Origin of the sequence: Bradyrhizobium sp. HKCCYLRH3073, assembly GCF_051167995.1 — a bacterium.
In the GTDB taxonomy this organism is placed as follows: Bacteria; Pseudomonadota; Alphaproteobacteria; order Rhizobiales; family Xanthobacteraceae; genus Bradyrhizobium.
The window spans coordinates 188,799-210,261 of the sequence record NZ_JBNPUD010000001.1 but is presented as its reverse complement, the minus strand read 5'-3'; the positions used below and the strand labels follow the sequence as shown (position 1 = coordinate 210,261).

The 21,463-nt window shown below is 66.8% G+C and carries 20 protein-coding genes; 4 read left to right on the top strand and 16 right to left on the bottom strand.

Annotation, left to right across the window (positions count from 1 at the left end; all coding sequences use genetic code 11):
• Nucleotides 1-99 precede the first annotated feature (99 nt).
• The 4 genes from ACQR1X_RS00940 to ACQR1X_RS00925 all read left to right on the top strand — a co-directional run bounded on the left by ACQR1X_RS00940 (nucleotide 100) and on the right by ACQR1X_RS00925 (nucleotide 3,370).
• Entirely contained in the window at nucleotides 100-504 is a 405-nt protein-coding gene (locus ACQR1X_RS00940; protein ID WP_434898373.1) for a nuclear transport factor 2 family protein, read from the top strand.
• A gap of 277 nt (nucleotides 505-781) precedes the next feature.
• Entirely contained in the window at nucleotides 782-1,300 is a 519-nt protein-coding gene (locus ACQR1X_RS00935; RefSeq protein ID WP_315804531.1) for a hypothetical protein, read from the top strand.
• 66 nt (nucleotides 1,301-1,366) lie between these two features.
• Nucleotides 1,367-1,558, top strand: coding sequence for a hypothetical protein (locus ACQR1X_RS00930; RefSeq protein WP_434898160.1), 192 nt, complete (start codon nucleotides 1,367-1,369; stop codon nucleotides 1,556-1,558).
• 192 nt (nucleotides 1,559-1,750) lie between these two features.
• Complete coding sequence (locus ACQR1X_RS00925; RefSeq protein ID WP_434898159.1) at nucleotides 1,751-3,370, top strand: rhodanese-like domain-containing protein; 1,620 nt, start codon at nucleotides 1,751-1,753, stop codon at nucleotides 3,368-3,370.
• A 162-nt stretch (nucleotides 3,371-3,532) separates the two neighbouring features.
• On the opposite strand, the gene mmsB is transcribed toward ACQR1X_RS00925, so the two are convergent.
• The 16 genes from mmsB to ACQR1X_RS00845 all read right to left on the bottom strand — a co-directional run bounded on the left by mmsB (nucleotide 3,533) and on the right by ACQR1X_RS00845 (nucleotide 21,430).
• Nucleotides 3,533-4,723 carry a multiple monosaccharide ABC transporter permease gene (mmsB, locus tag ACQR1X_RS00920; RefSeq protein WP_315755454.1) on the bottom strand — a complete coding sequence of 397 codons (1,191 nt, stop codon included), beginning with the start codon at nucleotides 4,721-4,723 and terminating at the stop codon, nucleotides 3,533-3,535.
• 21 nt (nucleotides 4,724-4,744) lie between these two features.
• Nucleotides 4,745-6,295 (bottom strand): multiple monosaccharide ABC transporter ATP-binding protein, encoded by a 1,551-nt coding sequence (gene mmsA, locus ACQR1X_RS00915; protein WP_316218647.1) that lies wholly within the window; start codon nucleotides 6,293-6,295, stop codon nucleotides 4,745-4,747.
• Between the two features lie 76 nt (nucleotides 6,296-6,371).
• Entirely contained in the window at nucleotides 6,372-7,442 is a 1,071-nt protein-coding gene (chvE, locus tag ACQR1X_RS00910; protein WP_434898158.1) for a multiple monosaccharide ABC transporter substrate-binding protein, read from the bottom strand.
• A 109-nt stretch (nucleotides 7,443-7,551) separates the two neighbouring features.
• Nucleotides 7,552-8,433 (bottom strand): SMP-30/gluconolactonase/LRE family protein, encoded by an 882-nt coding sequence (locus ACQR1X_RS00905; protein WP_316178447.1) that lies wholly within the window; start codon nucleotides 8,431-8,433, stop codon nucleotides 7,552-7,554.
• A complete protein-coding gene (locus tag ACQR1X_RS00900) occupies nucleotides 8,433-9,512 on the bottom strand; it encodes an aldose epimerase family protein (RefSeq protein WP_316218649.1) in 1,080 nt (359 codons plus the stop codon). The genes ACQR1X_RS00905 and ACQR1X_RS00900 overlap by 1 nt, the downstream gene beginning before the upstream one ends.
• A 4-nt stretch (nucleotides 9,513-9,516) precedes the next feature.
• Nucleotides 9,517-10,443 carry a Gfo/Idh/MocA family protein gene (locus ACQR1X_RS00895; RefSeq protein ID WP_434898157.1) on the bottom strand — a complete coding sequence of 309 codons (927 nt, stop codon included), beginning with the start codon at nucleotides 10,441-10,443 and terminating at the stop codon, nucleotides 9,517-9,519.
• A gap of 1 nt (nucleotide 10,444) precedes the next feature.
• Nucleotides 10,445-11,374, bottom strand: a complete 930-nt coding sequence (locus ACQR1X_RS00890) for a dihydrodipicolinate synthase family protein (RefSeq protein WP_434898156.1) — start codon at nucleotides 11,372-11,374, stop codon at nucleotides 10,445-10,447.
• A gap of 10 nt (nucleotides 11,375-11,384) precedes the next feature.
• The gene (locus ACQR1X_RS00885) at nucleotides 11,385-13,121 is read right to left on the bottom strand and encodes an IlvD/Edd family dehydratase (RefSeq protein ID WP_434898155.1); all 1,737 of its coding nucleotides are present in this window, start codon (nucleotides 13,119-13,121) and stop codon (nucleotides 11,385-11,387) included.
• The gene (locus tag ACQR1X_RS00880; protein ID WP_316177969.1) at nucleotides 13,118-13,861 is read right to left on the bottom strand and encodes a FadR/GntR family transcriptional regulator; all 744 of its coding nucleotides are present in this window, start codon (nucleotides 13,859-13,861) and stop codon (nucleotides 13,118-13,120) included. The genes ACQR1X_RS00885 and ACQR1X_RS00880 overlap by 4 nt, the downstream gene beginning before the upstream one ends.
• Entirely contained in the window at nucleotides 13,858-14,853 is a 996-nt protein-coding gene (yjfF, locus tag ACQR1X_RS00875; protein WP_434898154.1) for a galactofuranose ABC transporter, permease protein YjfF, read from the bottom strand. The genes ACQR1X_RS00880 and yjfF overlap by 4 nt, the downstream gene beginning before the upstream one ends.
• Nucleotides 14,850-15,842 carry an ABC transporter permease gene (locus tag ACQR1X_RS00870; protein WP_316218653.1) on the bottom strand — a complete coding sequence of 331 codons (993 nt, stop codon included), beginning with the start codon at nucleotides 15,840-15,842 and terminating at the stop codon, nucleotides 14,850-14,852. The genes yjfF and ACQR1X_RS00870 overlap by 4 nt, the downstream gene beginning before the upstream one ends.
• On the bottom strand, nucleotides 15,839-17,389 hold the full coding sequence (locus ACQR1X_RS00865) for a sugar ABC transporter ATP-binding protein (RefSeq protein WP_434898153.1): 1,551 nt from the start codon (nucleotides 17,387-17,389) through the stop codon (nucleotides 15,839-15,841). Before ACQR1X_RS00865 ends, ACQR1X_RS00870 begins: the two co-directional genes overlap by 4 nt.
• 218 nt (nucleotides 17,390-17,607) lie before the next feature.
• On the bottom strand, nucleotides 17,608-18,573 hold the full coding sequence (gene ytfQ, locus ACQR1X_RS00860) for a galactofuranose ABC transporter, galactofuranose-binding protein YtfQ (RefSeq protein WP_315804466.1): 966 nt from the start codon (nucleotides 18,571-18,573) through the stop codon (nucleotides 17,608-17,610).
• 240 nt (nucleotides 18,574-18,813) lie between these two features.
• Nucleotides 18,814-19,458: a bifunctional 4-hydroxy-2-oxoglutarate aldolase/2-dehydro-3-deoxy-phosphogluconate aldolase gene (gene eda, locus ACQR1X_RS00855; protein ID WP_434845429.1), complete on the bottom strand. Its 645-nt coding sequence runs from the start codon at nucleotides 19,456-19,458 to the stop codon at nucleotides 18,814-18,816.
• A complete protein-coding gene (locus ACQR1X_RS00850) occupies nucleotides 19,455-20,351 on the bottom strand; it encodes a sugar kinase (protein ID WP_409997971.1) in 897 nt (298 codons plus the stop codon). The genes eda and ACQR1X_RS00850 overlap by 4 nt, the downstream gene beginning before the upstream one ends.
• Before the next feature lie 47 nt (nucleotides 20,352-20,398).
• A complete protein-coding gene (locus ACQR1X_RS00845; RefSeq protein ID WP_434839146.1) occupies nucleotides 20,399-21,430 on the bottom strand; it encodes an L-idonate 5-dehydrogenase in 1,032 nt (343 codons plus the stop codon).
• Nucleotides 21,431-21,463 lie beyond the last annotated feature (33 nt).

The following is a 21,463-nucleotide window of genomic DNA, read 5'->3' as shown; positions in this document are numbered from 1 at the left end:
ACCGGGTCCTGCAAAAAGCTTGCAAGTTTTTGCAGGCGCGCGCGTGTGCGTTTCCAAACATTGCTTGATTTTCGCAACGGCTTGGCTCACCTCATCACAATGAGCGACGAGCGCGAGATCCTGGCCGCCAATGCGGCCTTCTATGCTGCCTTCACGGACGGTGATTTCGCGGCGCTCGTCGCCCTCTGGGCCGATCGCGACGGTATCTCCTGCATTCATCCCGGCTGGCCGGCGATCGTCGGCCGCGCCGCCGTGATCGGCAGCTGGCGCGATATCCTCGCCAACCCGGGCCGGCCGAACATCGTCTGTGCGGATCCGCACGCGATCGTCAGCGGCGATCATGGTCACGTGCTCTGCATCGAGCTGGTGGATGGCGCGGCGCTCGCCGCGGCCAATCACTTTGCGCGCATCGACGGCGCCTGGCGGATGGTCCACCACCAATCCAGCCCGATCGCGCAGCTCGCGACACCGGAAGACGACGCCGACGGCCATCGCCTCCACTGATCGTCGCATCTGGCACGAAACTTGATGTGTCCTCCCTGACCGGCAGCAATGTCGGAGATTGTTGATTTTCGTCGCGTCGGATTCGGACCGGATGTCCGTCTCCACGCAAGGCGATCTGCGAAGGCTGCGACCAGCAGTGTGCAGATGCCGACGGGAGACACGGGATGGCACGCGTTCTGACCGCCTATCTGAAGCGCAGCGATGTGCCGACGCGCACAGCGTTGCAGCACGCCATCGACCTCACGTTCGGCCAGGCGCGGGGAGCACTGGGATGAACATCACGGCTCCGCTACAGCCGACCGCGATCCACGCCGTTCCCGCCGAGCTCTGCGACTGCGGCTTCCGCTTGCTGATGATCAGGCAGTTCAACGTCGGTGCCGTGCCGCCGGCGTTCGCCATCATCGATCAGCGCGTCATGCGGATGCCGCAACGGCTCGGACGCCACGGCGTGTCGTTTGCCGCGACGTTCCTGCCCGAGGTGATGGCGTGGCTGATCGATCACCTCGGCCGTCCCTCGCTGCATGATGAGACCGGCCGCTCCTATCGCAATCCGCGCTGGCCGGTGGTGTGCTGGCATGACCAGGAACGCTACTGGCCGAGCGGCGCAGTCACGGTCGAGTGGTTCGCCGAGGTCGCGTTCCAGGATCACGCCTCTTGGATGGCGTTCCGTACCCATTGGCATGACGACCTGATGGGACGGAATGGCGACGTTCACGCCTCCGGTGGAGAAGCAGAGCTGTGCGACGAACGCGCAGCGGGAAAGGAATTTGCCGGCGAGGCGTTACAGCGAGCATGATTTGTCAAAGTCGGGGCGACGGCATCAACGGCCCTTGTCCAGGCAGTCCTGCCGCGTGATAGTCGAGTGGCCACAGCAGTTGCGGAGGATCTCGTGCGCTACGTCTCGTGGTTTGAAGGCTGGCTCGGCACCTTCCGTTCCGAGCGCATGTCGGAGCAGAGAACGACCGGACGAAACGCCGCCGTTCTTCAGCGGCGGTCCGCCGGGCTCTCGAGCGAGGACCTGTTCTACATCGCCATGCTGGGACCGCACGTCTGACCGGCGCTGCTGCCGAGCGCAATCAGGCGCGGCGGGCTGGACAAACGGCCGCCATGCCGCCACACAGGTGCGACATCCCATGCGCCCCGGCCCGGGCTGCGCACCGTGATTGCCGCTCCATGCCGCAGGTTTGCTCCACGGACGCATGAACGGTTCCGGAAGCCGCGGCGGAGCTCACCTGCGGACTCCCGAATGACATCGCCGACGCCTTCTCGCCTGTTCCCGAATGCATCTGATCAGCCGCGCCTGATGGCTCCGACCGAGTTGCGGCGGCGCTGGCGCGCCGGCGAGGAGGTGGCGCTGCTCGACGTCCGCGAGGAAGGCCCCTATTCGCTGTCGCACCCGTTCTTCGCGGTGTCGCTGCCGCTGTCGCAGATCGAGCTGCGCATCCTCGATCTCGTGCCGCGGCTGAACGTGCCTGTCGTCGTCTATGACGACGGCGAAGGCTATGCCGCGCGCGCGGTGCCGCGCATCCGGGCGCTGGGCTACACTGACGTGTCGGTCCTCGATGGCGGACTGTCCGGCTATGCGCGCCATGGCGAGGTGTTCCGCGACGTCAACGGGCCGAGCAAGGCGTTCGGCGAACTGGTCGAGGCGATCAGGCACACGCCGTCGCTGTCGGCCGACGAAGCCAAGGCCCTGATCGAGCGCGAGTCGAACCTGGTCGTGCTCGATGCCCGCCGCTTCGAGGAATACCGCACCATGAGCATTCCGCGCGGGGTCAGCGTCCCCGGCGGCGAGCTGGCGTTCCGGGCGCGCGAGATCGCGCCCTCACCCGACACCACGATCATCGTCAACTGCGCCGGACGCACGCGCTCGATCATCGGCACGCAGTCGCTGATCAATGCCGGGCTGCCGAACAGGATCTATGCGCTGCGCAACGGCACGATCGGCTGGACGCTGGCCGGCCATCAGGTCGAACGCGGCAGGACCGCGCGCATGCTGGAGCGGCCAGCGGCGAGCTACGCGACCGCGCTGGCTGATGCCAAGGCCTGGGCCGAGCGCGTCGGCGTCGGCGTGCTGGATGCCGCGACCTTCGCGCGCCATCAGGCCGAGGCCGGGACGCGCACGCTGTATTGCCTCGACGTTCGCACGCCCGAGGAATATGCCACCTCGCATCCGGCTGGCTTCGCGTCGGCGCCGGGCGGCCAGCTGGTGCAAGCGACCGACGAATGGGTCGGCGTGCGTGGCGCCCGCCTGGTGCTGTTCGACGACGACGGCGTGCGCGCGCGCATGACGGCGTCGTGGCTCAAGCAGATGGGCTGGGACGTGTCGGTCGTGGGACCGGATGTCGTTGCAGCGACCGAAACCGAAATCCGCGCCGCGCGCCGGCCGCCGCTGCCGCAACTTGGCGAAGCGACCATCAGCGCCGAGCAACTCGCGGCCGATGCCGCGGCGTGGACCGTCGTCGATCTCACACGCAGTCCGAGCTACAAGGCCGGGCACATTCCCGGCGCACATTTCGTGCTGGCGTCGCGCTTTGCCAACGATCTGGCCAAGCTGCCCGGCAGTAGCGCAATCGTGCTGACCAGCGATGACGGCGCCGAGGCGGCTTTCGCGCTGGCCGACGCACGGGCTGCGACGCCGCGCGAGGTCCGCGTGCTTTCAGGTGGCACGCGCGCATGGACGGCCGCGGGTCACGCATTGGAGACGGAGCGGCAGTCCCGGATCTCGCCTGCCGACGACGTCTACAAGCGGCCCTATGAGGGCACCGACAACGCGGCCGAAGCGATGCAGGCCTATATCGACTGGGAGCTGCAGCTCGTCGCCCAGCTCGCCAACGACAGCGTGTCGAATTTCCACGTGGTGTAGGTCGATCGAACCGTATGGTGGGCAAAGGCGCATTCGCAAAGCGAATGCGCCTTTGCCCACCATTTTGCTACGAGGGTGCCGAAACATGGTGGGCACGCGCCGCCTTGCGGCGGCGCTTTGCCCACCCTACCTCGCAGCGTCGCCGGACGCTGCGCGCCGAACTCAGCGGCGCTGGTTGTAGACGTCGATGCAGACGGCGCCGAGCAGCACCAGGCCCTTGATGACCTGCTGATAGTCGATGCCGATGCCGAGGATGGACATGCCGTTGTTCATCACGCCCATGATCATGGCGCCGATGACAGCGCCGCCGACCCGCCCCACGCCGCCATAGGCCGAGGCGCCACCGATGAAGCACGCCGCGATGACGTCGAGCTCAAACCCGAGACCGGCCTTCGGCGTCGCCGTGTTGAGACGCGCGGCAAAGATCAGGCCGGCCAGTGCCGCCAGCACACCCATGTTGACGAAGGTCATGAACACCAGCCGCTCGGTCTTGATGCCCGACAGCTTGGCGGCCTTGGCGTTGCCGCCGACCGCATAGATCTGCCGGCCGACCACGGTGCGGCGGGTCATGAAGCCGTAGAGCGCGATCAGCGCGGTCATGATGACCAGCACGTTGGGCAGGCCGCGATGCGAGGCGATCAGATAGGTGAAATACATCAGGGCGCCGGCCAGCACGACGTTCTTGGCAGCGAAGAATCCGAACGGCTCGACCTCGATGCCGTGCTCCACCTCGCGCGCGCGGCCCTTGACGCTGGCATAGACCAGGATGAGCGTCAGCACCGCGCCGATCGCGAGCGACGTCGGATAGAGGTGCGCCGCGCTCGGCATGAACTCAGGGATGAAGCCGGACGACAGCTTCTGGAACGTGCCCGGGAACGGCCCGACCGACTGCCCCTGCAGCAGCGCCAGCGCCAGCCCCTTGAACACCAGCATGCCCGCCAGGGTCACGATGAAGGAGGGAATGCCGAAATAGGCCACCCAATAGCCCTGCGCGGCGCCGATCGCGGCGCCGACGATCAGGCAGGCAATGATCGCGAGCGGGAAGTCGACGTGATAGCGCACCATCAGCACGGCGGCGACCGCGCCGACGAAGCCCGCGACCGAGCCGACCGACAGGTCGATGTGCCCGGTGACGATCACCAGCAGCATGCCCAGCGCCATGATGACGATGTAGCTGTTCTGCAGCACCAGGTTGGTGAGGTTGAGCGGCTGCAGCAGGGTGCCGTCCGTCATGAACTGGAAGAACAGCATGATCACGAACAGCGACAGCAGCATGCCGTAGCTGCGCAGATTGTTCTTCAGGAAGCCGCTGTGCGACTTCTCCTCCGGGAGCGAAACCGTCTTGTCGGTCATTGCTGGCGTCCTCCCGGCCGCTTACGCGGCCGTCTCCTGGTTCTTGATGGTTTCGTTGCGCATGATGGCGCGCATGATCTTTTCCTGCGTCGCCTCCGGCCCGGCGAACTCGCCGACGAAGGCGCCGTCATTCATCACGCAGATGCGGTCGCAGATCCCGAGCAGCTCCGGCATCTCCGAGGAGATCACCACCACACCCCGGCCGGCATCAGCGAGCTCCTGGATGATACAGTAAATCTCGTACTTTGCGCCAACGTCGATGCCGCGCGTCGGCTCGTCCAGGATCAAGACCTTGGGATCTGTCATCAGCCATTTCGACAGCACGACCTTCTGCTGGTTGCCGCCGGAGAGCTGGCCGGCCTCCTGGTAGACGTCCGAGCAGCGAATCCGCATCCGGCCGCGGTAACCGGACGCCGCCTTGAGCTCGGCGATGTCGTCGATCACGCCCTTCGGCGCGACCTGGGAGAGAGACGCCAGGGTGATGTTCTTGCGGACGTCGTCGGCCAGGATCAGGCCGAGCTGCTTGCGGTCTTCGGTGACATAGGCGAGGCCGGCATCGATCGCCGCCGGGACGCTGGTGAGATGGACGTCGTGGCCTTCGAGCCGGGCGCGGCCGGTGATGTTGATGCCCCAGGAGCGGCCGAACAGGCTCATGGCGAATTCGGTGCGCCCCGCCCCCATCAGGCCGGCGATGCCGACGATCTCGCCGCGGCGGACCTGGAAGTCGACGTTCTTGATCACCTGCCGATCGGTATGCTGCGGGTGGTAGACCGACCAGTTCTCGACCGTGAACACGGGCTCGCCGATCTTGGGTTGCCGCTCCGGGAAGCGGTGCGCCATGTCGCGATTGACCATGCTCTTGATGATGCGGTCCTCCAGCACCGGCTCGGCGCGGCAGTCGATGCTGTCGACGCTGCGCCCGTCGCGCAGCACCGTGATGCGGTCGGCGACGCGGGCGACCTCGTTGAGCTTGTGCGTGATCAGGATCGAGGAGATGCCCTGCTCGCGGAAGGCGACGAGGCGGTCGAGCAGCGCCTGGCTGTCGGCCTCGTTCAGGCTCGCCGTCGGCTCGTCCAGGATCAGCAGCTTGACGCGCTTGGACAGCGCCTTGGCGATCTCCACGAGCTGCTGCTTGCCGACACCGAGATCAGTGATCAGTGTATCCGGCGATTCCTTCAGGCCGACCTGGGCCAGCAATTGCTGGGTGCGCCGGTAGACCTCGTCGCGGTCGATGACGCCGAAGCGCTGCGGCGCATGCGACAGGAAGATGTTCTCGGCGATCGACATCAGCGGGATCAGCGCGAGCTCCTGGTGGATGATGATGATGCCGAGCGCCTCGGAATCGTTGATGTCGCGGAAGCGCCGCTCCTCGCCCTCGAAGATGATCTGGCCCTCATAGCGACCGTACGGATAGACGCCGCTCAGCACCTTCATCAGGGTCGACTTGCCGGCGCCGTTCTCGCCGACCAAGGCGTGGATCTCGCCCGCCTCGACCGTGAAGCTGACGTCGCGGAGCGCCTGCACGCCCACGAAGCTCTTGCTGACGCCGCGCATTTCGAGGATTGCCGTCATCGCTCTGTATCCCGCAACTTGAGCCGTCTTGGAGGTGGCCGGCGAGCGCATGACCGCGCTCGCCGGCCACCGGTGATCACTCGACCTGCGACTTCTTGTAGTAGCCGCCCTCGATCAGGACCTTCTCCCAATTGCTCTTGTCGACCACGACCGGCTTGAGCAGATAGGCGGGAACGACCTTGACGCCGTTGTTGTAGGTCTTGGTGTCGTTGACCTGCGCCTGCTTGCCGTTGAGCACGGCATCGACCATATCGGCGGTCACCTTGGCGAGGTCGCGGGTGTCCTTGAAGATCGTCGAGTACTGGTCGCCGCGCAGGATCGCCTTGACCGACGGCACCTCGGCGTCCTGGCCTGAGATGATCGGCATCGGCTGGTTGCCGCTGCCATAGCCGACGCCCTTCAGCGACGAGATGATGCCGATCGAGAGGCCGTCATAGGGCGACAGCACCGCGTCGACACGCTTGTTGCCGTAATAGGCACTGAGCAGGTTGTCCATGCGGGCCTGGGCGGTGGCGCCGTCCCAGCGCAGGGTCGCGACCTTGTCCATGCCCATCTGGCCGGACGCAACCTTGAGCTTGCCCGAGTCGATGTACGGCTGCAGCACCGACATCGAGCCGTTGTAGAAGAAGTAGGCGTTGTTGTCGTCCGGCGAGCCGCCGAACAGCTCGATGTTGAACGGGCCCTTGCCGTCCTTCAGGCCGAGCTTGTCGACGATCGACTGCGCCTGCAGCACGCCGACCTGGAAATTGTCGAAGGTCGCGTAGTAGTCGACATTCGGCGTGTCGCGGATCAGGCGGTCATAAGCGATGACGGTGACGCCCTTCTCCTTGGCCTGCTTCAGCGCATCGGACAGCGTCGTGCCGTCGATCGCGGCGATGACCAGCACCTTGGCGCCCTTGGTGACCATGTTCTCGACCTGCGAGAGCTGGTTCGGGATGTCGTCCTCGGCATATTGCAGGTCGGTGTTGTAGCCGCGCTCCTTCAGCACCTTCACGATGTTGTTGCCGTCGTCGATCCAGCGCGCCGAGGACTTGGTCGGCATCGCGATGCCGACGGTTGCCTTGCCCTGCGCCATTGCGGCGCTGGACAGCGCCACGGCGCCGAGGCCGGCCAGCGCGGCGGCCATGATGGTCTTGAAATTCAGCATGCTTCACTCCCTCTAAGATTTTCAGATTTGAGCTAGGAATACGCGATTGCGTATCTTGATACCAGATAGCTGTTAGGCTGAACGACGCTCGACTCGATTGTTCCTCCTCTCAGATCGAAAGCTTCACGTCAGGCTCGGCGCGACCGCGGGCGCCGACCTCAAGCAGGAAAGTCTGGCCGTGGCCGGGGTCGGCCGCCTTGGCCGCCGCGTCCATGTCCTGCCAGGCCGACGTGACCAGCAGGCGCGACAGACCGGGACCGACGAAGGCCGGGCAGCTCGCCTGGCTGGCCGGAACCGCGATGCAGCGCAGATGCTCGCCCTGCGGGCTGTAGACATCGACACAACCGCCGCCCCAGCGCGCGTTCCAGATCCGCCCCTCGGCGTCGACGACGGCACCGTCGAGCCCGCCGACGCCGGCATGGCGCAGCAGCACCTCCGGCTCGCCGCGCGGCAGGCCGGTCGTCGGGTCGAGCGCGACGCGGTAGAGCACGTTCTCGTCCGTATCGGCGAAATAGCCGATCGCGCCATCCGGCGAGAAGCAGATTGCGTTGGGAATGGTGACGTTGGGGAACAGGCGGATGATCTCACCGCGATGCAGCGCATAGATCGAGCCCAGGCCGCACTCGGCGTTGCGCCCCATGGTGCCGATCCAGAACGTCCCGGAGGGATGGACCCGCGAGTCGTTCGACCGCGTCGCAGGATTGTCGGCCTCGAGCGGCAGGAACAGCGACAGCGCGCCGTCGGCGACGGAGCGGACATAGAGTCCGTCCTCGGCGACGATCAACTGCCTCACGGCATCGATGCGGCCGAGCGCGCTCGCCATCCTGCCGAGCCCGTGGCGTCGGACGTCGCCGCTACCGATGTTGGCCTCGAACAGCAGGCCTTCGCGGATGTCGAACCACCAGGCGGTGTCGGTGTGAGGATCGTAGGTCGGCCCCTCGCCGAGATGGCAGCGCTCGTCGCAAAGGATCGTGGTCGGCACCTGCTCCATCATGCGGACGCTCCCGCGATCGAGAAGCGATACACCGTCTCGTGCTTGTAGACGTCGTCGGGCGCGAGACGCGCGCTCGGAAAATCCGGACGGTTCGGACTGTCCGGCCAGACCTGCGGCTCCAGGCAGAGCGCGTCGGATTGGCGATAGACGCGGCCCTTGCCGCTCACGGTCGCGTCAATATAGTTGCCGGAATAGACCTGCAGGCCCGGCTGATCGGTGAGCAACTCCATGATCCGTCCCGACCGCCGCGACTCGATCCGTGCCGCGAAGCGCACGCCGTCGCCGGCGCGCAGACAGAAATTGTGGTCATAGCCGCGGCCGCATCTGATCTGCGCATCGTCGGCACGAATGCGCGCGCCGATCGCATGCGCGTCGCGGAAATCGAACGGCGTACCAACAACGCTGTGCGGCGGCCCCTCCAGCGGGATCGCCGTTTCGTCGATCGCCAGGTAGTGGTCCGCAGCGAGCGTCAGACGGTGATCGAGAATATCGGTGCCGGCGGCCAGGCCGTCGAGATTGAAGAAGCTGTGATTGGTCAGGTTGACCACCGTCGTCCGGGTGGTCCGGGCGCTGAAGCTGACAGCCAGCTCCATCGGCCCGGTCAACTGATAGGTGACACGGACGTCGAGCCGCCCCGGATAGTTGGCCTCACCGTCGGGGCTGACATAGAGCATCGTGACCGAGGGCTGGTCGCCGTCTTCGGTGGCGACGATCTGCCAGAGCTTGCGGTCGAAGCCGTCAGGGCCGCCATGCAAGGCGTGCGCGCCATTATTCGCTTCCAAACGGATGTCCTGACCATCGAGCACGAAACGTGCCTTGGCGATGCGGTTGGCGTAGCGTCCGACCGTCGCGCCGAAAAATTTCCGGAGCAGCAAGTAGCTCAGCAGGTCGTCATGACCGAGCACCACGTCGTCGACGACGCCCTGCGCATCCGGCACCAGCAGCGCCTGCAGTACCGCTCCGTAGGTGATGATCCGCGCCTCGAAGCCGTCGGCGCCACGCAAGGTGACGCGCTCGACCTCGCGGCCGTCCGGCAGGCTGCCAAACACATCCCTGGTGATATCAGCCTCTGCCATCGCTCTAGTCCTCGAACGGCTCGACGAAGTGGCGGCGGCCGAGCAGGAACGCGTCGGCCACCAGCCGCAGCGGCGCGAGATCGACGTCACCAGCGCCGGTCTTCGTCAGCTCGACGAAGCGGCGATAGAGGCCGGGATATTCGCGCTCCTTCTCGTCGATCATCACTTGGTCATCCGCGGTCATCCGCGCGCCGCCTAGCGACAGCTTGAGTTGCCCGGCGTCGGTCTCGATCCGGATGTCCCAGCTCTGCGGCCCGGTCTGGCGGAAGTCGAACTCGGCCGCGATCGGCAGCTCGCTGGCTGTCGACAACGACAGGTTGGCCGCGATCGGCGCCTGGCGGTTGGACGGAAACGACAGCTCGGCCTCGGTCAGGAACACCGGCTCGGGCAGGATGCGGGTCAGGATCGACAGCGCGTTGATGCCGGGATCGAACACGCCGAGACCGCCCGGCTCCCAGATCCAGGCCTGGCCGGGATGCCAGACGCGCACGTCCTCCTTCCAGTCGATCCGCACGCTGCGGATCCGACGCTGTGACAGCCATTGCCGCGCCGGCTCGACGGCCGGGGCGTAGCGCGAATGCCAGGTCGCGAACAGCGTGCGTTCCTTCGCAGCGGCGAGTGCAATCAGCGGATCGAGCTCGCTGACGGCAGCACCGGGCGGCTTCTCCAGCATCACATGCTTGCCGGCCTCGAGCGCCGCCAGCGCCTGCGCACGGCGCACCTGCGGCGGCGTGCACAACGCAACCGCGTCGATCTCGGGACCATCGCGCAGCAGTTCCTCGATGGTGCCGAAATGCGGCAGGCCGGGCAGCGAGGCGTTACGGCTTGCGACGGCCGTCAAGGTCACGCCCTCGGTGGCGGCGATGGCCGGCACGTGCTGATCCCTGGCGATCTTGCCGAAGCCGACGATGGCGACACGAAGCTCGCTCATCTCAGCGTCCCCAGCGCAGCACGACCGGGTCGAGCCGGCGCGCGATCTCGATCAGACCCTTCTGTGTCGCCGGATGGATCGGCGGCTGCGGCGCGCGCAGCGTGTCGTGCTTGATCACGCCGCCAGCCTTCATCAGGATCTTGCAGGTCGCAAGGCCGCACTGCCGGTTCTCGTAGTTGATCAGCGGCAACCAGCGCTCATAGGCGGCGGCCGCGGCCTCGCGGTCGCCCGCGAAATACGGATCGATGATCTTGCGGATGCCGTCGGGATAGCCACCGCCGGTCATCGCGCCGGTGGCGCCGGCATCGAGGTCGGCCATCAGCGTGATCGCCTCCTCGCCGTCCCACGGACCTTCAATCGCCACGCCGCCGGCCTCGATCAGCGCCCGCAGCTTGTCGGCGGCGCGCGGCACCTCGATCTTGAAGTAGGCGAGGTTCTCGATCTCCTTGGCCATGCGCGCCAAGAACGGCACCGACAGCGGCGTGCCGGCGACCGGCGCATCCTGCACCATGATCGGGATCGAGATCGCGTCGGACACGCCGCGATAGAACTCGTAGATCGAGCTATCCGGCACGCGGAAGGTCGCGCCGTGGTAGGGCGGCATCACCATGACCATGGCAGCGCCCTTCTCCTGCGCCCGGCGCGAACGCTCGGCGCAGACAAAGGTCGAGAAATGCGTCGTCGTGACGATGATCGGCACGCGGCCGGCGACATGCTCCAGCACGGTCGTCATGACCAGATCGCGCTCGTCGTCGGTCAGCACGAACTGCTCGGAGAAGTTGGCGAGGATGCAGATGCCGTGCGAGCCGGCATCGATCATGAAGTCGATCGCGCGCTTCTGGCCCTCGAGGTCGAGGCGGCCGTCGGCGTCGAACACGGTCGGCGCCACCGGGAAGACGCCCTTGTAGAGCTTTTTGGCGGAAGCGGTCATGGGCACCTCTTTAGTGATTGTCGCGCGGCACGGGCGAGCCGGTGCGGCCGACCAGGAAGTCGAAATCGACGCCGCGATCGGCCTGCAGCACGTGATCGATGTAGAGCTTCTGATAGCCGCGGGCCGCATGCGGCTTCGGCGGCGTCCAGGCGGCGCGGCGCGCGGCGAGCTCCTCGTCGCTGACATGCAGATGCAGCCGGCGGCCAGCGACGTCCAGCGTGATCATGTCGCCATTCTTGACCAGCGCCAGCGGCCCGCCGACGGTGGCTTCGGGGGCGACATGCAGCACCACGGTGCCGTACGCCGTGCCGGACATGCGTGCGTCCGAGATGCGGATCATGTCGCGCACGCCCTGGCGCAGCACTTTCGCGGGCAGCGGCATGTTGCCGACCTCGGCCATGCCCGGATAGCCCTTCGGCCCGCAATTCTTCAGCACCATGATGCAGGACGCATCGATGTCGAGAGTGTCGTCGTCGACCGCGTCGTGCATTTCCTCGACGCTTTCGAACACGACGGCGCGTCCGGTGTGGTTCATCAGCTCCGGCGAGGCCGCCGACGGCTTGATGACGGCGCCGTTGGGGGCGAGGTTGCCGGTCAGGATCGCGATGCCGGCTTCGGTCTTGAACGGCGTCTCGAACGGCGTGATGACCTCGGCATTGTAGTTCGCCGCCTCGGCGACATTGTCCCACAGCGTCCTGCCGTTGACGGTCCGGGCGTCCTTGTGCAACAGGCCGCGCTCGCCGAGCGCACGCAGCACCGCCGGCAGGCCGCCGGCGTAGTAGAAGTCCTCCATCAGGAAGCGGCCCGACGGCATCAGGTCGACCAGGCAGTGCACGTCGCGACACAGACGGTCGAAATCGTCGAGCGTCAGCTCGACGCCGACGCGGCCGGCGATAGCGAGCAGATGTACGACGGCGTTGGTCGAGCCGCCGATCGCCGCCAGCGTGCGGATCGCGTTCTCGAACGCCTGCCGGGTGAGAATGTCCGACGGCTTGAGGTCCTCGCCGACCATCTCGACGATCCGCCGGCCGGCCATACGGGCCAGCAGGTTGCGGCGCGCATCGGCGGCGGGGATCGCGGCATTCTCGGGCAGGCCGATGCCGAGTGCCTCGACCATCGAGGCCATCGTCGAGGCCGTGCCCATGGTCATGCAGCTGCCGGCGGAGCGGTTCATGCCGGCCTCGGCCTCGTGGAATTCCTTCAAGGTGATCTCGCCGGCGCGCAGCTGCTCGCTCATCGAGATGATGTTGGTGCCGGAGCCGATGATCTGGCCGCGATAGACGCCGCGCAATTGCGGACCGCCGGAGACGCCGATCGCAGGCAGGTCGGCGGAGGCCGCGCCCATCAAGAGCGCCGGCGTGGTCTTGTCGCAGCCCATCAAGAGCACGACACCGTCGAGCGGATGCGCACGGATCGCCTCCTCCACATCCATCGAGGCGAGATTGCGGAACAGCATCGCAGTGGGACGCATCGTCACCTCGCCGAGCGAGGAGACCGGAAACTCCAGCGGATAGCCGCCGGCATCGAGCACGCCCTGGCGGACATGCTCGGCGATGACGCGGAAATGCGCGTTGCAGGGTGTCAGCTCCGACCAGGTGTTGCAGATGCCGATGACCGGACGGCCCTCGAAGCGATCCTGCGGCGTGCCGCTGTTCTTCAAGAACGAGCGGTAATAGAAGCCCATCTTGTCCTGGCGGCCGAACCACGCCTGGCTCCGCAGCTGCTTGTCTGACTTGTCGTTGCTCATTCCTGGTCCGTTCGTGCAGCCGATTGCGCATGACGCCGCCGGCCGTTGTAGATGACTTCGATCATGGCCTCCGAGGCGCCCTCGGGATTGCCATCTGCGATCGCATCGATGATGCGCTGGTGCCAGACCAGCACGGTGTCCCGGTCGGCGGTTTCGATCGGCGCGCTCAGGACGAACGACGCGCGCAATGCCGCCTCGATGACCGCGCCGATCGATCGCATGAAGGGATTGCCCGAGGCATTGGCGATCGCGATGTGCAGAGCGAGGTCGGCTTCGGCAAAGGCGATCGAGGTCGACGGCTCGCGCTCCATCTGCGCCATCGCCTGGTTCATCGCGGCGAGATCGTCGTCGCTGCGGCGCTCTGCCGCGAGCGCCGCAGCGCGCGGCTCGATCGCCAACCGGATCTCGGCGAGGTCGGCAAGAAAGCGCTTGTCGATCCCCGCGTCGAGGTGCCAGGCGAGCACGTCGGGATCGAACATGTTCCAGTCCGAGCGTCCGCGCACCACGGTGCCGACGCGGGCCTTGGTCGACAGCAGACCTTTTGCAACGAGGGTCTTCACGCTCTCGCGCAGCACCGGCCGTGAGACGCCGAAAGTCGCGGTCAGCTCGGCGTCACCCGGCAACCGCGCGCCCTCGGCCAGACGGCCCGAGATGATGTCGATGCCGATGCTGCGGGCGACCTCGGCATGGTTGGAATGCGCGCGCCGGGTCGGAATCGAGACGATGTGCGACGTCGTCATGTCGGCGCCCCCACCGGCTTGGCCGCGGCGGGCTTGACGGATGAGCGGCGCGCGAGCGCCATCAGACCTTGCTGCAGCGCAATGAAAACGAACAACAGAACCCCCGTGGCGATCTTGGTCCACCAGCTCGACAGCGTGCCGTCGAAATTGATGTAGGTCTGGATCATGCCCTGTATCAGGACGCCAAGGAAGGTGCCGATGACCGAGCCCTGTCCGCCGGTCAACAAGGTTCCGCCGATCACCACGGCAGCGATGGTATCGAGTTCGACACCGACGGCCGAAAGCGAATAGCCGGCCGCGGTGTAGAACGAGAAGACGATGCCGGCGAGGCCCGCAAGCACGCTCGACAGCATATAGATGCGGATGGTCATCGGCCCGACCGGAATGCCCATCAGGGCTGTCGCCACACGGCTGCCACCGAGCGCGTAGACGTTGACGCCGAACCGGGTCAAATGCAGCAGCAACGCGCAGACCACCAGGATCACCAGCATCGCAATCGCGATCGCGGTGAGCCGTCCGCCGCCTGGCAGCCTGATCGCGAAGTCGGAGACGGCACTGTAGATCGGGGCGGTGATCGGAATCGACTCGGTCGACAGCAGGAAGCTGACGCCGCGCGCCAGGAACATGCCGGCGAGGGTCACGATGAAGGGCGGCAGCTCGAACACGTGAATCACCGCGCCCATCGCGGCACCGAACAGCGCGCACAGCACCAGCACCAGTGCGAAGGCGGCGAAGGGCGGGATGCCCCAGCGCTCGACCGCGAGCGCCACGAATACCGTGGTGAAGCCGATCACTGAGCCGACCGAGAGATCGATGCCGCCGGAGATGATGACGAAGGTCATGCCCGCGGCGACGATGCCGAGGAAGGCATTGTCGGTGAGCAGATTGGCGACGACGCGGGTCGAGGCGATGTTCGGGAATTGCAGCGCGCACAGCGCAAAGCCCGCGACCAGCACAAACGCCGTGATCGCAACCGAGGTCGAGGCCTTCATGGCTTGGTCCTCCGCCAGCGCGCGGTGAAGCGCGAGAGATCGCCGAGCCGCGGCGACTGCGCCAGCAGGACGGCGAGAACGACCACGGCCTTGACCAGCAGATTGAGCTCCGGCGGATAGCCCGACAACAGGATGCCGGTGTTCATGGCCTGGATGATCAGTGCGCCGGCCACCGCCAGCACCAGGCTGAAGCGGCCGCCGAACAGCGAGGTGCCGCCGATCACGACCGCGAGGATCGCGTCGAGCTCCAGCCAGAGCCCGGCATTGTTGGCGTCCGCACCCATGATGTCGGCCGCGGCGATCACGCCGGCGAGCGACGCGCACAGGCCGCACCAGACATAGACCGCCAGGATCATGGCGCGCGTGCCGACGCCCGAAAGCTCGCTGGCGCGCGCGTTGCCGCCGGTCGCCTCGATCAACAGCCCGAGCGCGGTGCCGCGCACGACCGCCCCCGTCAGCAGCAGCATGCCGATCGCGATCACGACCGGGGTCGGCAGGCCCAACACGGCGCCGTTGCCCATCCACACCAGATCCGGCGAGGTGAAGGTGACGATGCGCCCTTCGGTGATGAGCTGCGCGATGCCGCGCCCCGCCACCATCAGGATCAACGTGGCGACGATCGGCTGGATGCGCAGGACAGCGACGAGAATGCCGTTCCACAGCCCGCACACCAAACCGACAGCGAGCGCGGAGCCGATGACCACCGGCAGCGAATGCGTGTCGGCGAGGCTCGCCGCGGTGGCGCCCGCGATCGCCATCACGGCGCCGACCGAGAGGTCGATGCCGCCGGTGGCGATCACCAGCACCATGCCGAGCGACAGCAGCGCCACCGGCGTGCCGCGGTTGAGCACGTCGATGACGCTGCCGAACAGCCGGCCGTCCTGCAGATGGAGATTGAAGAACTGCGGCGAGACTGCGCGATCGATGATCAGGATCACGATCAGCGCGAATGCCTGCGCAAGACCGCGGCGCGGAATGCGGAGCGTCATGATGCGGCCTCATGCACGGGCTCGCCATCCGCGGCGATCGCCGCGAGGATGCTGGAGACTTCGACCGCCTCGCCCTTCAGCTCCTCGACATGGGCGCGGTCGCGCAGCACGACGACGCGGTTGGAATAGGTCACGATCTCGTCGAGCTCCGAGGAGATCACGAGCAGCGCCAGCCCCTGCTCGCACAGCTCACGCACCAGACGGATGATCTCGGCATGGGCGCCGACGTCGATGCCGCGCGTCGGCTCGTCGAGGACGAGGAGCTTCGGCGACGTCGCGAGCCAGCGCGCCAGTAGCGCCTTCTGCTGGTTGCCGCCCGACAGCAGCCCAATGGGACGTTCCGGATCCGGCGGCCGGATGTCGAGCATGCGGATGTAACGCAGCGCGATCTCGTCCTGCTCGCGCCGCGACAGCGGCCGATGCAGCCCGCGCCGCGCCTGCAGCGCCAGCACAATGTTCTCGCGCACGGTGAGGTCGGCGACGATGCCCTCGGTCTTGCGCTCCTCGGGGCAATAGCCGAAGCCGAGCCCGGCGGCATCGCGCGGCGAATTCAGCCGGACGGTCTCGCCGTCGACGGTGGCCGCACCGCTGTCGGCGCGCTCGGCGCCGAACACGAGCCGTGCCGTCTCGGTGCGTCCGGAGCCGAGCAGGCCGGCGAGCCCGACCACCTCGCCGCGGCGCAACTCGAGATCGAACGGCGCAAGGTAGCCCTGCTTGCCATAGCCCTTGAAACTGATGCAGACCTCGCGCGCCTTGTCCGGCTGGCTCGCTGCGCGTTCGTGGGTGGTCTCGGCAAGCTCGCGCCCCAGCATCATTCTGATAAGGTCGAGCCGCGGCAGATCGGCGACGTCGCGCGAGCCGATCAGCCGGCCGTTGCGCAGCACGGTGACGCGATCGCAGATCTCGTAGACCTGATCGAGGAAGTGGCTGACGAAGATGATGCCGATGCCATCAGCCGCGAGCTTTCGCATCACCTTGAACAGGATATCGACCTCGTGGCGGTCGAGGCTGGCCGTGGGCTCGTCGAGAATGAGGACGCGCGCCGACAGATCGACCGCGCGCGCGATCGCCGTGATATGCTGGACCGCGACCGAGTAGCTCGAAAGCGGCGCGCCGACGTCGATGTCCAGCCCATAATCCAGCAGCAGCGCGTGCGCGCGCCGCCGCATCTCGGCCTCGCGCACGACGCCGAACCGCGTCGGCTGCCGGCCGAGATAGAGATTTTGCGCCACCGAGAGGTTCGGCAGCAGATTGACTTCCTGATAGACGGTGGCGATGCCGGCATCGACAGCGTCCTTGGCCGAGCGCGGCGCGATCTCGCGGTCGGCCAGCCGCACGGTGCCGGCGTCCCGCGCGAAAACGCCGGTGACCACCTTGATCAGGGTCGACTTGCCGGCGCCGTTCTCGCCGAGCAGCGCATGGATCTCGCCCTCACCCAGAGTGAAGTCGACGTCATCAAGCGCCTTCAGCGCCCCGAAGCTCTTGGTCAGGCCGCGGATCTCCAGCAGGGCTGGACGCGTCGCTGGCGGAGCTGAAGGATCAGACATGACGAACTACTTGGCGCGACGATTGGACATCAGCCAGGAAGCTGACGCCCGCCGAATGAGCGGACGCCAGCACCTGATTTCGTCGTCCCGGCGAACGCCGGGACCCATACCGCGGAATAGTCGATTGAGGCACTGGGCCAATACCGCAGACCTCACAAAGATCGGTGGCTATGGGTCCTGGCGTTCGCCAGGACGACGGCAACAACATAGGCTTCAGCTCAGTAGCCCAAGCCCTTCTTGCTGTCGTAGACCTTCTGCGGATCGTCAGTCGCGGTGTAGAGCTTCGATTCCGTCTGGATCCACTTCGGCGGAACGGTGCCCTTCTCCTTGAAGGCCACGATCGCGTCGAACGCCGGCCCCGCCATGTTCGGCGTCAGCTCGACGGTGGCGTTGGCCTCGCCGGCGGCGATTGCCTTGAAGATGTCCGGCACGGCGTCGATCGAGACGGTCAGGATGTCCTTGCCCGGCTTCAGGCCGGCCTCCTTCATTGCCTGGATCGCGCCGACCATCATATCGTCGTTGTGGGCGTAGACCGCGCAGATCGACTTGCCGCCGTTCTCGGCCTTGATGAAGCTCTCCATCACCTCCTTGCCCTTGGCACGGGTGAAGTCGCCGGTCTGGCTGCGCACGACCTTCAGGTTGGCGTTCTTGGCGACGACGGCGTCAAAGCCCTTCTTGCGGTTGGTGGCGACGCTGGCGCCGACCGTGCCCTGCAGCTCGACGACGTTGCAGGCCTTGCCGCCGACCGTCTTGGCGAGCCACTCGCCGGCGACCTCGCCCTCATGCACGCTGTCCGAGGTGACGGCGGTCAGATAGAGGTCCTTGCCGGAGGGATCGATGTCGCGGTCGAGCAGTACGACCGGGATCTTGGCTTCCTTGGCTTCCTTCAGCACGGCGTCCCAACCCGAAGCCACGACCGGCGCGAGGAAGATCGCGTCCACGCCCTGGGCGATGAAGGAGCGGATCGCCTTGATCTGGTTTTCCTGCTTCTGCTGGGCGTCGGCGATCTTCAGGTTGATCTTGCGCTTGGTGGCTTCCGATTTCGAGACCGAGGTCTCGGCGGCGCGCCAGCCGGACTCCGATCCGATCTGCGAGAAGCCGACGGTCAGCTCCGCGGCGCCAGCGGACGTGGCAAGCAACAAGGCGGCCGTGGCCGAGGCCGCAAAGAGGGCTTTCAGGGTCATCAGACGTTCTCTCCCAAAAAGGTACTGTTTTTTGATGCGCCGCCGCGAACAGCGGTGCCGACGCACCTATTCACCCGCCTCGACGGCCGGTGACGTCCGTTATTTCACGGAACCTAGGGGATGACTAGTCATATTATTTGACTGTAATACTTTTTGAGAGTGACAGGCGCCGGCACAGCCCCACTGCCGCCGAAGATAAGCGTCGGACACAAACAAATTTTAAGTTGTGGATAGGCTGGATCAGCGCAGCTTCATCGCTTCGCGGGCGCGCTGCTCGATCGCGGCCCACGAACCGGCCTTGATGTCGGCCGCGGGTGCGACCCACGAGCCGCCGATCGCAACGACCTTCTTGTGCGCCAGCCATTGCGCGGCGTTGCCGGCATTGATGCCGCCGGTCGGACAGAAGCGCACGTTCGGGAAGGGACCCGCTAGCGCGTCGAGCGCCGCGAGCCCGCCGGCCGGCACCGCGGGAAAGAACTTCACCAGCTCATAGCCCCGCGTCACGCAGGCGATGAGATCAGAGGCGGTCTGAATGCCCGGCGCGAACGGCATCTCGCCGGCATTCGCGGCGTCGAGCAGGCCGAGCGAGAGGCCCGGACTGATCGCGAAGGCGGCGCCGAGCCTGGCGGCGCGCTCGTAGTCCGCCGGCGTCAGCACCGTGCCGATGCCGACGACGGCGTCCGGCACCTCATCGATGATCGCGCGCGCGGCATCGAGCCCCGCCTGCGTCCGCAAAGTGATTTCGATGACGCGGAGGCCGCCGGCGACGAGCGCACGCGCAAGCGGCACGGCATGCGCCGCGTCCTCGATCGTGATCACCGGGATCACCGGCGCCAGCGCGAAGACCGCATCGAGCTTCGCGCGCTTGTCCAAATTGTTCATCACGCCTCGCTCATCGTCAGAATGTCCCGCGGCATCGCGGTGGCCGGGATCACCGCCCCCGGCGCCATGATCACGGCACCGGCGAGCCGGTGGCCGGCCAACGCCGCCTTGCGCGGCGGCGCGCCCTTGATGCGCGCGGCGAGATACCCCGCATTGAAGGAATCGCCGGCCGCCGTGGTGTCGATCGGCTTGAGCACCGCAGGTGGCGCGATGTCGACCAGCACGCCATCGGCATGGATCAGGCAGCCGCGCGCGCCGCGCTTGACCACGACCTCGTTGACCCCGGCGTCCTTGAAGCGACGCAGGCTGACGGAGGCGTCGGCATCGCCGAACAGCATCTGCTCGTCCTCCAGCGTCGGCAGCGCGACGTCGACCAGCGGCAGGATCGCACGGAACGCGCGCTGCGCCACCTCGCGGCTGGCCCAGCCGCGCGGCCGGTAGTTGCCGTCGAACACCACGCGCGCGCCGCGCTTGCGTGCGACCGTCAGGAGCTCGCGCAGCTTGGCCTTGCCGGTCTCGCCATAGAGCGAGAGGCTGATGCCGGAGAGATAGATCCAGTCGAAGCGCGAGAGCCTGTCGAGCATGTCGCGATCGGCGCGATCGAACAGCTCGCGCGCCGGCGCGCGGTCGCGCCAATAGAGAAAGCTGCGCTCGCCCTTGGCATCGCGCTCGATCATGTACAGGCCGGGCACGCGGCCCTCGACCTGCAGCACCTCCGAGGTGTCGATGCCCTCGGCCTGCCAGGCCGCCAGCATCATGGCACTCAGGGGATCATCGCCGAGCGCCGTCACGTAGGAGGTGGGCACGCCGAGCCGGGCCAGATAGAGCGCGGTGTTGAGCGTGTCGCCGCCGAAGCCGCGCCGGAACAGCGAGCCGTCCTCCTGCGCAAACTCCACCATGCACTCTCCGATGCAGGCGACTTTCATCGGCGTCAATCCATCCATCAAAACGTCAAATGAACCTTCATCGACCGGCTGCGATCGCTGGCGAGCTCGAAGGCGGCGACCGCCTGCTCGAATGGCAGCGCAGCCGAGATCAGCGGCTTGACGTCCAGCAGCCCCTCGCCCATCAGCCGCAGCGCCAGCTCGAATTCGCGGTCGAACCGGAACGTGCCGCGCAATTGCAGCTCCTTCGTGACCAGCGTGTTGAGCGGCAAGGTCATCTCGCCGCCGAGCCCGAGCTGGACGATGACGCCGCCGGGCCTCATGACGTCGAGCGCGGCCCGCAAGGCGGCCTGGTTGCCGGAGGCCTCGAACAGCACGTCGAACGTGCCCTTCCCGCTCCGCCACGGATCGAGCGCCGACGGCTCCGCCCCGACATTGAACGCATGGCTGGCGCCAAGCTTGCGCGCCACCGCCAGCGGCGCATCGGCAATGTCGGTGACCACGATCTCGGCCGCACCGCCGTAGCGCGCCACCAGGATCGACAGCGCGCCGATCGGGCCGCAGCCGGTCACCAGCACGCGCTTGCCGAGCAGCGAGCCGGCCTGATGCGCCGCATGCAGGCAGACCGACAGCGGCTCGGCCATCGCGGCCTCACCGAGCGACAGCGACGGCGCGATCGGCACTGCCTGCGAGGCATCGACAGTGACGAACTCGCGGAAGCCGCCCTGCACGTGGGGATCACGCATCGCGCTGCCCATGAAGCGCATGTCGAGGCATTGGTTGCGCAGCCCCTCGCGGCAATAGCTGCAGCGGCCGCAGGGCAGGCTCGGATTGACGGCGACGCGCGTGCCCTCGGCGAGGCCGGTCACGCTCGCGCCGACCGCGGCGACGACGCCTGCGATCTCGTGCCCCAGCGCCATCGGCTGCCTGATGCGCACGGTGCCGAAGCCGCCGTGATGATAGTAATGCAGGTCCGAGCCGCAGATGCCGCCGGCCTCGATCTTGACCCGCACCTCGCCGGGTCCCGGCGCCGGATCGGGAAAGCTGTCGATGCGCAGATCTTTCGGCGCGTGAATGACGACCGCACGCATGGCCGGCCTCCCTGTCTATTGTCTTCCGCGATC